The organism is Blautia coccoides (assembly GCF_034355335.1).
Lineage (GTDB): Bacteria > Bacillota > Clostridia > Lachnospirales > Lachnospiraceae > Blautia > Blautia producta.
This window is the reverse complement of the sequence record NZ_CP136422.1, coordinates 4,497,145-4,511,674: the sequence shown is the minus strand read 5'-3', so window position 1 is coordinate 4,511,674 and position 14,530 is coordinate 4,497,145. Positions and strand designations below refer to the sequence as shown.

The following is a 14,530-nucleotide window of genomic DNA, read 5'->3' as shown; positions in this document are numbered from 1 at the left end:
AGTGAAAAAGATATATTCCAAATTTACAAAAGAGCGTGATAAAAAATTCCAGATAGAGACAGCAATTTATTTAACAGAGGACGGCAAAAAAACAATAAGTAAAAAAGCTCTCCTTCCGGAAGGGCAAGAACATATAGAGAAAATGCTTCAAAACTATCAATATTTTAAGAATCAGGGGATATGTCTTCTGACGCCCTGCAGGATGGAGAACAAGGCCGTATTTTTTGAGTTTATTACGGGTGACAGTTATTATACACAAATTTTGCAGGCATTGGAGAATAAGGAACAGGGTTGCCTGCAGCAAATTTTGGATAAATATAAAAACATTTTTGAAACCTTGTATCCCGTGCAGGTTCCGTTTGAAAAAACAGAAAAATTTGTTTCGGTCTTTGGTGAAAGAGAGATACCATCCGGGATGGCTGCAGTTGAAAAGTTAGATATTGATTTGACATTTGATAATTTAGTGGAAAATGGAGAAAATACATTTATATTGGATTATGAATGGATTTTTGATTTTCCGGTGCCGGTGAAGTTTGCAATATACAGAGCTCTTTTTGCCTTTGCGCTAAAGCATAAGACAGCTCTTAATAAATTAATGACAGAGGATGAGCTGTTTGAATATTTTAGTATAAGTAAAGAAGAGCGTAAGTTTTTTGCGGAAATGAATGATGGGTTTATGAATTATGTAGAGGGAAAAGATTACTCATACTCCAGAACCTTAAATCAGTATAAACAGGAAGTATATTATTTTGATGAGGAGATGAAAACAGAGCCTTCTTATGCTCAGGTATATCTCGATAGGGGAATGGGATATTCAGAAGAGAACAGCAGAATGTTTCCTGTTTTAAAAGGGCAAAGGGAAGTCGAGCTGGAAATGACTTTGGATCCGTGTCATATGCCCAGAGAAATCCGTATCGACCCGCTTAACACGTCTGTAATGATTCGTATGATTTCTATGGAAGCGGATACCACTGATGGTATAAGAAAAATTACGATAGAACAGACAGAAAACAATGCAAATACATGTGCAGGGAATGATTTGGTATTTAAAAGCAGTGATCCTCAAATCCTCCTGAATATATCGGAGGGAGATCAATGGACATGCATCCGGATAAAATACGAAATCTTATTCTCAGAACTGAAAAATGCAGAGCCTTATCTTCAGCTTTGTAAAAAGAGAGAAGAAGAATTAAAGGAAAAAATAGAGGAACAGGGACAATTACTTCACGAGAGCGCAAAACGCTTTGTAGAATTGGAAGAACTTCTTCAGCTTTATAAAGATAAATTAAATTATATTGAAAATACCCGGGCATATCGTTCCCTGCTGAAGCAGAAAGTAGAACAGATTCATCTCTGGGATAAGCTAAAGGAACAGGATAACTAAAGGAGTATTTATGCAGCGAGAGATATATGAAGTCAAAAAAGAACGATTTAATATAGCAGACCGCCAAAAATATATTCTGCAGGGTGTCTGGCCAAAGGATTACAAAGCTGAAGTGAAATTGGACAATACTGTGTTGGAAGCAAAACTCAGCAGACAGGAGAGGGTCAGTGCCCTGGAAAGGTTTCAGGATTTGGATTTTGAAAATGGTGAGCGGATTGAGATGGTGGTTCTGCTTCCAGAACAAATAAATAATTCAGGAAAGCTGACGATCCATGCAGTAAAGGGAGATATGAAGATTTTATGGTTTTCTGTTGAAGCCCAGAAACTGGCGGATAAGCAGGGAAAGCCACAGTTCTATATCGAGGAAGTTACAGCGGATAAAGAACTTCATAAATGTAAGATCAGAGGCTGGGCAGCAGGAAAGCAAATGGTTGATATCAGGCTGGAAGATAAAACAGGGAGAGAGATTCCATGCCGTTTGGAACGGCTGAACAGAGTAGATGTTCAGAATCAGTTTTCGGAAACGGATATTGGCGAGAAGGCGGGATTTTATCTGGAGGCAGATTTTGACGGGCAGAGTTCCTATCGGATTATCTTTCAAAGCGGAATGGAAAAAGAAGTATTTCCTGTGCCTCTACAGTTTTCAGAGATTATGCAGGAGAAATTTAAGCTTTATTTGAAAAAATCGCTCCATTATCTGAGAATGCATGGTATTTCGGGATTTTCAGCAAAAGTGTTTTCAAAGGCAAAAAGCCATAAAAATCGTCCGGTCGAATATTCAAAATGGCTTCCAAAGCATCTGCCTTCCCAGTCGGAACTTGCACAGCAGAGGGAAGAGAAATTTTCATGGGAACCTAAGTTTAGTATTGTCGTTCCTTTATTCAAAACTCCTGAAAAATATCTGGGAAGTCTTATCCGATCCATACAGGCACAGACTTATGGCAATTGGGAACTGTGTTTATCAGATGGAAGTGGAATAGATTCAAAATTAGAACAATTTGTAAATAAGTTTGCAGAGAATGATAATAGAATTGTCTATATCCCACATGAATCCTGTCTGCAAATCTCTGAAAATACCAATGCAGCTATAGAGGCTGCTTCCGGAGAGTTTATTGTATTTGCAGATCATGATGATGAACTGACACCCGACGCACTCTATGAATGTGTACAAAGATTAAATGAGAAAAGGGACACATTGGTTATTTATTCGGATGAAGATAAAATGACGATGGATGGAAATAAGTTTTTTCAGCCCCATTTTAAACCGGATTTTAATATAGATCTGTTGTGCACAGTGAATTATATTTGCCACCTGTTTGTTGTTAAAAGGGATATTATTGATATGGTGGGAATGTTGAGAAGTGAGTTTGACGGTGCCCAGGATTATGATTTTATTTTTCGATGTACAGAACAGGCGGGAAGAGAACATATCTGCCATATCCCCCGCATCTTATATCACTGGCGGTGTCATGAGGATTCTACAGCGGAAAATCCGGAGAGTAAATTATATGCTTTTGAAGCCGGAAAAAAGGCAGTGCAGGCTCATTATGAACGTATTGGTGTAAAAGCACGAATTCAGCAGGGAGAATTTTTGGGACTTTACAGAACACAGTTTATCAGAGATTATGACCCGTTGATATCCATAATCATTCCCAATAAAGATCATATAGATGACTTAAAACGCTGCATAGATTCTATTGAACAGAAAAGTACTTATAAAAATCTTGAATACATTATAGTAGAAAATAACAGCACAGAGGATCAGACCTTTACTTACTACAAAAAATTGGAAAAATCTAATCCAAGGGCAAGGGTAGTTTATTGGGATGGAGTTTTCAATTACTCTGCAATTAATAATTTTGGTATCAGGGAAGCAAATGGCGAATATCTTCTTCTCCTTAACAATGATACAGAAATTATAAACGAAGACTGTTTGGAAGAACTGCTGGGATATTGCATGCGTGAAGATGTAGGAGCCGTAGGAGCCAGGCTTTATTATGAAGATGATACTATACAGCATGCAGGTGTTGTTATAGGATTCGGAGGCATTGCAGGTCATTGCTTTGTTCAGCAGAAACGCGGGGTTACCGGTTACTGTCATAGAATTATCTGTGCACAGGATTACAGTGCAGTTACCGCTGCATGTATGATGGTAAAACGAAAAGCATATGAGGATGCCGGTGGATTAAGTGAAAAGCTTCAGGTTGCGTTCAATGATATTGATTTTTGTCTGAAGCTGCAGAGAGCCGGGTACCTGGTGGTTTATAATCCGTATGCGGAATTATATCATTATGAGTCAAAATCCAGGGGGTTGGAGGATACACCTGAGAAGGTTGCACGGTTTAACAGGGAGATTAAAACCTTTGAAGAGCGTTGGCCTGAAATCCTCAGAGATGGGGACCCCTATTATAATCCCAATTTAACCTTAGACAGCCAGGATTTTTCTCTTAGAAGAATTTAGTGTAAGGAAAACTGCTTATCAATGTGAGGTTAAGGAACAAGAGAGAACAATGAATAATAAAAAAGAAAAGATAGTAGAAATTTTGTTTCTGACCGGCGTGTTTGTATTTCTACTTTTATGGGCTGTGGTACAGCCTTTTAATGCTTCACCGGATGAAGCTATGAAATATCAGATCGTGGAATATATCATGAAGCATGGAACATTGCCCCATGGTGGAAATCCTGAGATTCGTCATGAATTGTGGGGGATTTCGTATGCATTTAATCCTATTCTGCCATATATAATAGGTGCCGTTTTCGGAAAAATAACACTTTTATTCACCAGTGCAGAGATGGCGCCTGTCATTGCAGCAAGAATAGTTAGTGTTTTGTTTGGTACTGCAACGGCAGCTATAACAATCAAAATAGGAAAGGCTCTGTTTCAGAAAGAATATGCCAGGCTGTTTGTAGTATTAGTATGTTTTCTTCCGGGAGCCATGTTTATAAATTCTTATATAAATACGGATTCCATTGCCTTATTTTCAACAGCCTGGGTAGTATGGTGCTGGGTTAAAGCGGTGAAAAACAGCTGGAGTAAAGGCTTATGTATAGAGCTGGCATTGGCATTGTCTGTGTGCGCCCTTTCCTATTATAATGCATATGGATTTATACTTTGCAGCGTTTTTTTCTTTGCTGGAAGTATACTGTTCTGTGAAGAAAAAAGGTGGAATTATAAAAAAATGTTTTCACTGGGGTTCCTTATCATCGCTGTAGCGGCTGTCTGTGCGGGGTGGTGGTTTGTGCGCAATGGAATTTTGTATCACGGAGATATATTAGGCATGCATACTTCGTCGGAATATGCACAGATGTATGCCCGGGAAGATTTAAAACCATCTAACAGAATTACTCCTCAGAGTATGGGAATGAGTATTTGGGATATGCTATTTTGGATTCCCGGAGAGTGGAAATTTAACTGGCTGGTAACTGTGGCTGTCAGTTTTGTAGGAACCTTTGGCTTTTTGGATATTTTTATGCCCAAAATGTGGACTTTGGTATATTTTAGTGTTTTTGCAGTGGGAATAGTAGGTGTGCTTTTTCATATCAGGAAACAGTTTTTTGTTATAGGACAGCAGAAAAGTGTTAGATGTGATAGAGATCATACGGGCAGGACCATGTTTATTACAATCAGAAAAAATAAAAAATGGGATATGAAAAATTATTTCCATTTATGTCTTTTGGCTGCTATGACAGTACCTTTTATTCTGCTGGTAAAATACGCATATTCCAGTGATTTTCAGGCGCAGGGAAGATATCTGATGCCCATGCTGATTCCTTTTATGTACTTTATTACATTAGGGTACCAAAATATAATGGAAAAAATAGTTAAAAGCAAAAAAATCAGGAATACAATTTTAAACTTTTTATGTGCCGGTTATATTGTATCGGCTGTTGGGGTGTACCTGATTGTTTTTCTGCCGAATTATATGTAGACTACAAAAACTGCGGTTCTCATAAATGGGAGCCGCAGTTTTTAAGTTGCATAGAAAGATCCGGTAGGATTCATGACTCGTTTTCCGTTTTTTGATCTTGTCTACAGATTTGTCGTACGACAAACTGAGGGGATTTATTCTGACTGATAAAAATCCTACCAATATATTCGCCCAGAAGTCCCAGCATCAGCATATTCAATCCGCTTACAATTAAAAGAGCACACATGAGAGACGTCCACCCGATAATAGGCTCCGGACAGATAAACTGTCGTATAACCATAATAATAGTAAGAAGGAACCCAAGAAAAGCGAAGAAACCTCCAAAAAAACTGGCAATTCTAAGTGGCTTTACAGAAAATGAGGTGAAACCATTCAACCAGAGCAGAACCAGTTTGTTAATGGTAAATGTGGTAGTGCCAACCTCACGTTTCTTGTGGTCAATAAATACATTGGTCAGATGATCCGTAGTTCGCAGTATCAGACCCCATATATAGGGAAAAGCACTCTCATATCGCAGCATTTCATCCTTCACAAAAGAGTTCATAATAAAATAGCTGCACAGAGTGAGGTCTTTCGGCTTTTTTAACAACAGAGTCGCCATTTTATCATTTAGGCGGCTTCCCCAGTTTTTAAACGCACTGTGTTGTTTTATATGATATTTCCCAAAGACTGCATCATAGCCCTCCTCTATTTTTGCAATCAGTTTGTGCGCCTCAGCGGGTGGATTTTGGCAGTCATCATCAAGAGAAATGATATAATCACCGGTGGCGTAAGTATATCCAGCCATAAGTGCTGCATCTTGTCCAAAGTTCTTAGCAAGGTTAATGGATATAACCTGTGGATGTTTTTTTGCCAGTTCTTTTATTACCGTGAAGGTATTATCCTTTGATCCATCGTTCACCAGTATGATTTCATAATTATATTCAGTCTGTGGAAATGCCTGAAAGATGTCTTCTACTACCAGTGAAATTGTTTTTTCAGAATAATAGCATGGGATAACAAAAGAAAGCTTTTTATCAAGTTTCAAAATATAACCTCCTCATATCTATACTCAATCTTCTTTAGTATAGCACATTCAAGGTTCCCTTTAAACAGAAAATGTGGTAGAATGTACGAGTATATAAAGAGAATGATGGGTAAACCTGCCCAAAGATTGTGATACGCAGAGGTAAGAGACATGGCAAAAGGAAAGCTGGAATGGGGAAGAATACTTAGGAAACTTTCCCCGTATACCATACAGAAAGGGTACCGCTATTTAAAGCATTACGGGCTGAAGGAGTTTTGGATTCGTCTGCACGAGAGATTTGAGCCGGAGGAAGTGCCATATGGTCCATGGTATGAAGCATATCGCCCCACAGAAGAGACTCTGGAAAAACAGCGGAATCGGATATGGAACTATTATCCTAAGATTAGCGTTGTCGTTCCGGCTTATAAAACACCTGAGAAGTTTTTGAGGGAAATGATGGATTCTTTAAGAAAGCAGACATATGCCAACTGGGAGCTATGCATAGCTAATGCCAGTCCGGAGGATGCGTCTATGGAATTTACACTTAAAGAATACGCTTCTTTGGACAGTCGGATCACATGGAAGAAACTGGAAGAAAATCTGGGGATTGCTGAAAATACAAATGCGGCTTTTGCTATGGCCACAGGGGATTATGTCGGGCTTCTGGATCATGATGATCTGCTTGCGCCAAACGCCCTGTATGAAATTGCATCGGCACTGGAAAAAGAACGGGATATCGATGTGATCTATACAGATGAAGATAAGGTGAGAGCAGACCTGTCAGAGCATTTTCAACCGCATTTGAAGCCGGATTTTAACCTTGATCTGCTTCGGGCTAATAATTATATCTGCCATTTGTTTGTGGTGAAGCGAGATATTATGAAGCAGACCGGAGGATTTCGCAGAGAATTCGACGGCGCTCAGGATTATGATTTTATATTCCGATGTGTTGAATGTGCTGAGAAAATACATCACATACCGGAAATTTTATATCACTGGCGGACACATCAGGCTTCCACTGCAGACAATCCGGCCAGTAAAATGTATGCTTATGAAGCAGGAAAACGTGCCATTGAGGGCAATCTGAAACGAAGCGGGTTAAGCGGAAAAGTGAGTCATACAAAGGATTATGGTTTTTACCGGGTAAAGTATCAGGTGCAGGGCGCTCCTTTGATTTCTATCATTATCCCGAATAAAGATGAAAAAGAAGCTTTGAAAAAGTGTTTGGATTCTATATTTGACAAATCCACATATAAAAATTTTGAAATTCTTATAGTGGAAAATAACAGCGAGACAGAGGAGATTTTTTCTTATTATCGCGAATTGAGCAGAGAAGAGAAGATACGCCTTTTAAAATGGGACAAACCATTCAATTACTCTGCCATTAATAATTTTGCGGCCAAAAAAGCGAAAGGCGATTATCTTCTGTTTTTAAATAATGACATGGAAGTGATCACTCCGGATTGGATGGAGGAGATGCTCGGACACTGTCAGAGACCGGATACTGGGATTACAGGTGCCAAACTATATTATCCTGACAAAACGATCCAGCATGCAGGCACAATAATCGGGATAGGTGGAATTGCGGGACATATGTTTGTAAATATGCCGGGAGAGCGTTCCGGTTATCTACACAAGGCGTCCATTCAGCAGGATTTAAGTGCGGTTACTGCTGCCTGTATGATGGTGAAACGTGAGGTGTTTTTTGAAGTCAGAGGATTTGAGGAAAAACTGACCGTTGCATTTAATGATGTGGATTTTTGTCTCCGGGTACGTCAGAAGGGATATCTGGTTGTCTATGACCCTTATGTTGAGCTGTATCATTATGAATCAAAGAGCCGTGGAACAGAGGACGACAAAGAGAAAGTGCGCAGATTCCAAAGTGAAATAGAGTTTATGCGCTGCCGTTGGGAAAAACTTTTAAAAGAGGGGGATCCCTATTATAATAAAAACCTTTCTCTCACGAAGTGGAACTATTCTCTGCGGCCAAACGAATAAAAATCTCAGGACACAGCTTTTTTATAAAGCTGTGTCGGAAAGGTTTCTGAAAAACATGTATGAAGTATCGGTAATAATTCCTAATTTTAATGGAAAGAAATATCTCAAGGACTGCCTGGATGCGCTGTTAATACAGGATTTCTCTTCTTATGAAATCGTGGTGGTTGATAATGGATCAAAAGATGGCAGTGTTCAATATCTAAGACAGAACTATCCTCAGGTCAGGCTTGTGGCTTTGGCAGAGAATACTGGTTTTTGTGGGGCAGTCAATGTGGGAATCCGCACCTCACAGGCAAAGTATATATTGCTTTTGAATAATGATACCATTGTTGAGAAAGGGTTTATTCAGGCATTAGTTCAGGACATTAAAAAAAGTCCTGATATTTTTTCGTGCCAGGCAAAAATGCTGCAGATGCATGATAAAAGCAGGATAGATGACGCTGGAAATTATTACTGTGCTTTGGGATGGGCGTTTGCTGACGGTAAAGGAAAGCCAGAAGAAAAATATAATAAAAGAAAGAAAATATTTGCTTCCTGTGCAGGAGCAGCTATCTATCGGAAAAGTATTTTAGACGAAATTGGATATTTTGATGAGGAACATTTTGCTTATCTGGAAGATTTGGACATTGGATACCGAGCCAGACTCTATGGATATGAAAACTGGTTTTGTCCCACAGCCCGTGTGTACCATGTGGGAAGTGGTACCAGCGGTTCCAGATATAATCTTTTCAAAATCAGATATTCTTCCAGGAATAATATATATATGATATATAAAAATATGCCGTTTTGGCAGATTGTGCTGAATTTGCCCCTGCTTTTGGTGGGGTTCGGAGTGAAGACGGTATTTTTTGCTGTTAAGGGGTTTGGAAGGGAGTATATTGCGGGGATTAAAAATGGGTTTGAGATATCGAAGAAGAATAGGAATAAGAAGGTGAATTTTATTTCTATCAAAGTATCAGAAATCCTGATTGTAGAAATTGAGTTGTTGTATAATATAATACGGAGATTAAGAGGATAAAGTTACAGTTTAAACTGGAAAGAGGTTTTCCTTGTCGCAAAATCAAAATAGTGATATACTTTACAAGAATATTATAGTTATTTTACAGAAATATTTACCACATTACAATTTGGTAGCATCTGTTAACGGGAGATTAATTCTATGAAGATTCAAGAAAAGTTTAAACGTTTAGTCAGATTGCTTTTTTCAGCAGTTTTAGTTACGGTAGTTTCAGGTATTTATGGTTATACTTGGATTAATTATTTTAATACAATAATACGTTTGCCTTTTTTTCGCAGAGGCAATTGGATGATGATTTTTTTATATATTGTCATTCTGTTTTTTATGATGAAGATGTATGGTGGTTTTACAGTTGGGCTGCAGGAAAAAGGTAAATTGATATTTTCACAGCTGTTATCTGTTGTTTTTACAAATACATTTACGTATTTTCAGATATCAGTTCTTGCAAAAAAGTTTTTCAATCCATTTTCTATCATCGGAATAACAATTGTACAGATTATAATCATAATAATATGGAGTCTTATTTATCAAAGGATATATATACATATATTTCCGCCTAGAAATATGCTTTTGATTTCAGGAAGACGTTCAGATTATTATTTAATGGAAAAAATGAATTTGAGAATGGATAAATATAGAATTGACAAGTCAATCAGCTATAAGAGTGGGATACAAAATATAATACCAGAAATTGATAAGTATGATGGAATTATAATAGGTGATATGCCATCCCATGAAAGAAATCTAATATTAAAAGTATGCTTTGATAAAAATGTGAGAACTTATAGTGTTCCTAAGATATCAGATGTATTACTTCGGAGTTCAGAGCAACTTACACTTTTTGATACACCGCTGCTATTGTCGAAAAATGATGGATTGTTAATTGAACAAATGATTATAAAAAGATTAGTGGATATAGTATTATCATGTATTGCTGTTATTATAACATTACCTTTATTTTTGATAATAGCTGTATGTATTAAACTGGACGATAGAGGACCGGTTTTTTATAAACAGAAGCGATTAACATATTGTGGAAAAGTATTTGAAATATATAAGTTTCGGACAATGATACAGAATGCAGAAAAGAAAAGCGGTCCGCGACTGGCGGGAAAAGAAGATGAGAGAATACTAAGAGTTGGCAAGATTTTAAGAAGAACTAGATTGGATGAATTACCACAAATTTATAATATTCTGAAAGGGGATATGTCTTTTGTTGGTCCCCGACCAGAAAGACCAGAACTTGCTCAGAGGATCGAAAAAGAATTACCGGAGTTTTGCTATAGGTTGAAAGTTAAAGCTGGGTTGACGGGGTATGCCCAGATATATGGTAAGTATAATACTACTTCATATGATAAATTGAAACTTGATCTTACTTATATTAGAAATTATTCTATCTGGCTGGATTTTAAGTTGATGATATTAACGCCCAAAATAATGTTGATGAAAGAAAGTACAGAAGGTGTTGAAAGTAAAGAAGATTTACATGATAAAAATGTATAGCTAAAGGATAGAGGTTAAATTAAATGCAGTTTTCTGTTTTACTATCTGTTTATAGAAAAGAAAAACCGGAATATTTAAAAATGTCTTTGGAGAGTATCAGACTACAGACGGTGGAGCCGGACGAGATAATTCTCATAGAAGATGGAGTTCTTACAAAAGAATTGTATTTGGTAATAGAAGAGTATCTGAAGGTTTTGCCAAATATGAGAGTTTATAAGTTTGATAAAAATAAAGGTCTAGGATTGGCTTTGAGAAAAGGCGTGGAATTGAGCAGATATGAATTAGTGGCACGTATGGATACGGATGATATTGCAGAACCAGAACGTTTTAGGATCCAGATGGATTTTATGGAGAATAATCCGCAGATATCGGTTTGTGGTGGACTGATGCGGGAGTTTAATGATAGGGGAATTATTTCACAAGTAAAAAATATGCCGGAGACGCAAAAGGAAATTTGGAAGTATGCTAAATATAGAAATCCAATAAATCATATGACTGCTATGTTCAGAAAAGCAGATGTATTGAATGCAGGAAATTACAGAAATTTTCCATATTTAGAGGATTACAATTTATGGTCCAGAATGCTTGTAAAAGGATATAAATTTTATAACATACAGAAGGTATTAGTTAAAGCCCGTGTATCCGATGACTTGTATAACAGACGTGGGGGCATTGCGTATTGTCAGAGATATTTGATTTTGAGACAAATACAGAGAAAGATAGGACTGTTAAAACCATGGGAATATATAAAGGCATGTGGTATTACAATTTTGATAACCTTAGTGCCAAATACAATTCGTAAGTTAGTTTATATAAAAATGTTGAGAAAAAGAAATGGATAATAGTTTAAAGAAATATCAGGAACATCTTTTGGAAATGCTGATAGAATTTCAGAGATTTTGTGAAGAACATAATATTAAATTTTTTCTTGTAGGAGGAAGTGCTTTAGGCGCTTTCCGCCATCATGGATTTATTCCATGGGATGATGACATTGACGTGGCTATGTTTCGTGACGACTTTGAAAAAATGGAAGCATTCATGGAATCAAATAATAATAAATTAAAAGATATGGATTACTCGCCGGTAGAAAAGAAAATATTACCGGAAGCGCCAATTGGACATCTCTACGATTTCAAGATTACAGAGTTGCGTATTCATGCGCCAAAAATCGATATACATCCTATAGACGGAGTACCGTATAGTAAAATTCAGCGTATGCTACAAAAATATCTGTCACTTATTTATTATCTGGGTATTTATCATCTGCCTGTAAAAAATAAAGGAAAGTTTGCACGCGATAGTTCAAAAATCTTGCTGAAAATTATTCCTGAAAAAATGTGGAAGATTATAATAAGGTTTTGTAAAAATTATATTACCAAATGGAATACTGAAAAAAGTAATAATGTTTGTAGTTTATTTGGGGTAGCTGGTTATTCAAGAGAGATTATGCCAAAAGATTGGCTGATACCATTGCAAAAAGTAAAGTTCGGGATCTCGGAATTTTGGGCACCTTCTATGCAGGACGAATATTTGACACAGTTGTATGGTGATTGGAAAAAATTACCGGATAATCAATATAGAAAGCCACAGCATGATTCTTATCTATATTGTAAACTTTAAAATGTGTGTATAAAATTATGCTGGAGTATAATAGATGAATAAGAAAAGATTACTAATAGTAATAAAGAAAATAATTAAAATATTCGTTCAGTATACTATCGAGAATGATTATAAGATTTATCGAATAAAAAATACAAAAATTAATATTAGATTTTCTTTACAAAAAAGATATCAGAGGAAATGGGGAGATATCCCAATACAAAAAAATAAAATTATTTTTGATAATTATATGGGAATGGGATATGGATGTAATTGTAAGTATGTTGTAGAGCAGTTATTAAAAAACCCCAATAAATATGAATTAGTTTGGGTTGTAAAGGATGTTGCCAGTAATACAAACTATTTTCCCCCTAATATTAGACTGGTTGAATATATGTCAGAAGAAGCATTTATGGAGTATGCAACTGCGGGTATCTGGATTTGTAATTATCATTTGGTCGCATATCTGAATAAAGGGCTTCAAAAGAAAGAGGGTCAGATTTATATTCAACTGTGGCATGGTTCTTTTGGTATTAAAAAAATTGAAGGTGACTGTCGGAATCTGGTAATAGATAGAAACTGGGAATATCTTGCAAAAAAAAATGCAGATTTGACTGATTTTTGGATTTCAAATAGTGATTTTGAGACAAGGATTTATAAACGGGCATTTTGGAATGTAAAAAATATAAAGGAATATGGACATCCCAGAAATGATATATTTTTTACGAAATATGATAGTATTATAAAAAAAGTCAAAAAAGAATTGGGTATTTCTTTTGAAAGTAAAATGGTTTTATATGTTCCTACATTTCGTGATAATGGCCAATATGAGGGAGAATATTTAGATTCGGAAATGGTAGTGGGAAAATTAGAAGAACGTTTTGGGGATAATTGGGAATTTGTTGTCAGATACCATCCAAAAGCTGAATTTCGGGAAAATCAAATGAAGATTGGTATTAATGCAACAAATTATCCTGATATACAGGAACTTCTTGCAGCGGCGGATACGGTGATCACAGATTACTCTAGCTGTATATTTGATTTTCTATTAACAGGCAGGCCTGGGTTTATATATACAACAGATAGTGATATGTATAATGAAATAAGAGGTCTGTATTATCCATTAAAGGAAACCCCTTTTATGGTTGCAGAAAATAATAAGCAGCTTTGTGAAAATATAGATCGTTTCGATGAAAAGGTATATGAAAAAAGAGTTAAGCAATTTCTTAATGATAAGGGGTCTGTAGAAGATGGACATGCTGCAGAAAGACTAGAGGGGTTAATAAAACGATTAGTGAGGAATGAAAAAAATGAAGAAATATCTAAAAACATTTTGGAATCGTAGATTTTTATTATCGGAATTAGTAAAGAAAGGCGTGAAATTAAAATATAGGAGATCTTATTTAGGTGTCTGCTGGTCATTACTGGAGCCTTTGTTGACAACTTGTGTTCTTACTATAGTATTTGGTACATTATTCGGAAACAATAGCAGAGATTTTCCAATGTATATATTATGTGGAAGGTTATTATATACATTTTTTTCACAGGCTACAAAGACTGCTGCCAGATCAATACGTGCGAATTCTAAAATGATTTGTAAGGTATATGTACCAAAGTATTTGTATCCTCTTTCCTGTATTTTATTTAATTATATTATTTTTTTGATATCCTTATTAGTACTTATTGTTTTAGGAATTTACTGTGGGGTGAAACCGACCTGGCATGTATTACAAATTATTTTCCCATTAATATTGCTTCCAATACTAACGTATGGTGTAGGCATGATATTAGCAACAGTAACTGTATTTTTTAGAGATATGGAATATTTATGGGAAGTGATTTTAATGTTAATAATGTATACATGTGCTATTTTTTATTATCCTGAAAAAATAATGAATAGTGGTTTTTCATGGATACTGAAGTTAAATCCACTATATTGCATTATTCAAAATTTTCGAGATGCCATTTTAGGTCAGCCAATGAATACAAAGCTGCTAGTTTATGCTGCTATTGTAAGCGTGATTGCATTAATTATAGGAAATATAGCTTTTTATAAGAAACAGGATCAATTTATATTACACGTGTAGGTGAGA

At 36.2% G+C, this 14,530-nt stretch carries 11 protein-coding genes; 10 read left to right on the top strand and 1 reads right to left on the bottom strand.

Annotated elements, in window-relative coordinates; genetic code table 11:
* Position 1 precedes the first annotated feature (1 nt).
* The 3 genes from BLCOC_RS20285 to BLCOC_RS20275 are packed head-to-tail and all read left to right on the top strand — an operon-like array spanning position 2 to position 5,313.
* A complete protein-coding gene (locus BLCOC_RS20285) occupies positions 2–1,384 on the top strand; it encodes a hypothetical protein (RefSeq protein ID WP_115623188.1) in 1,383 nt (460 codons plus the stop codon).
* Positions 1,385–1,394: 10 nt separating this feature from the next.
* A complete protein-coding gene (locus BLCOC_RS20280; RefSeq protein WP_115623187.1) occupies positions 1,395–3,845 on the top strand; it encodes a glycosyltransferase family 2 protein in 2,451 nt (816 codons plus the stop codon).
* 49 nt (positions 3,846–3,894) lie between these two features.
* Complete coding sequence (locus tag BLCOC_RS20275) at positions 3,895–5,313, top strand: ArnT family glycosyltransferase (protein WP_115623186.1); 1,419 nt, start codon at positions 3,895–3,897, stop codon at positions 5,311–5,313.
* Between the two features lie 70 nt (positions 5,314–5,383).
* Here the strand turns inward: BLCOC_RS20275 and BLCOC_RS20270 are convergent, their stop codons facing one another.
* Entirely contained in the window at positions 5,384–6,340 is a 957-nt protein-coding gene (locus BLCOC_RS20270; protein WP_115623185.1) for a glycosyltransferase family 2 protein, read from the bottom strand.
* Between the two features lie 150 nt (positions 6,341–6,490).
* Between BLCOC_RS20270 and BLCOC_RS20265 the strand changes: the two genes are divergently transcribed.
* The 7 genes from BLCOC_RS20265 (at position 6,491) to BLCOC_RS20235 (ending at position 14,524) form a co-directional block, all read left to right on the top strand.
* Positions 6,491–8,317 (top strand): glycosyltransferase family 2 protein, encoded by a 1,827-nt coding sequence (locus BLCOC_RS20265; RefSeq protein ID WP_115623184.1) that lies wholly within the window; start codon positions 6,491–6,493, stop codon positions 8,315–8,317.
* 55 nt (positions 8,318–8,372) lie between these two features.
* A complete protein-coding gene (locus tag BLCOC_RS20260) occupies positions 8,373–9,335 on the top strand; it encodes a glycosyltransferase family 2 protein (protein WP_115623183.1) in 963 nt (320 codons plus the stop codon).
* A 141-nt stretch (positions 9,336–9,476) separates the two neighbouring features.
* Positions 9,477–10,838 carry a sugar transferase gene (locus BLCOC_RS20255; protein WP_115623182.1) on the top strand — a complete coding sequence of 454 codons (1,362 nt, stop codon included), beginning with the start codon at positions 9,477–9,479 and terminating at the stop codon, positions 10,836–10,838.
* Positions 10,839–10,861: 23 nt separating this feature from the next.
* On the top strand, positions 10,862–11,680 hold the full coding sequence (locus BLCOC_RS20250) for a glycosyltransferase (RefSeq protein ID WP_115623181.1): 819 nt from the start codon (positions 10,862–10,864) through the stop codon (positions 11,678–11,680).
* Positions 11,673–12,458 carry a LicD family protein gene (locus tag BLCOC_RS20245; RefSeq protein WP_115623180.1) on the top strand — a complete coding sequence of 262 codons (786 nt, stop codon included), beginning with the start codon at positions 11,673–11,675 and terminating at the stop codon, positions 12,456–12,458. Before BLCOC_RS20250 ends, BLCOC_RS20245 begins: the two co-directional genes overlap by 8 nt.
* A gap of 34 nt (positions 12,459–12,492) precedes the next feature.
* The gene (locus BLCOC_RS20240; protein ID WP_115623179.1) at positions 12,493–13,782 is read left to right on the top strand and encodes a CDP-glycerol glycerophosphotransferase family protein; all 1,290 of its coding nucleotides are present in this window, start codon (positions 12,493–12,495) and stop codon (positions 13,780–13,782) included.
* On the top strand, positions 13,748–14,524 hold the full coding sequence (locus tag BLCOC_RS20235; protein WP_174717621.1) for an ABC transporter permease: 777 nt from the start codon (positions 13,748–13,750) through the stop codon (positions 14,522–14,524). The genes BLCOC_RS20240 and BLCOC_RS20235 overlap by 35 nt, the downstream gene beginning before the upstream one ends.
* Positions 14,525–14,530: the final 6 nt, after the last annotated feature.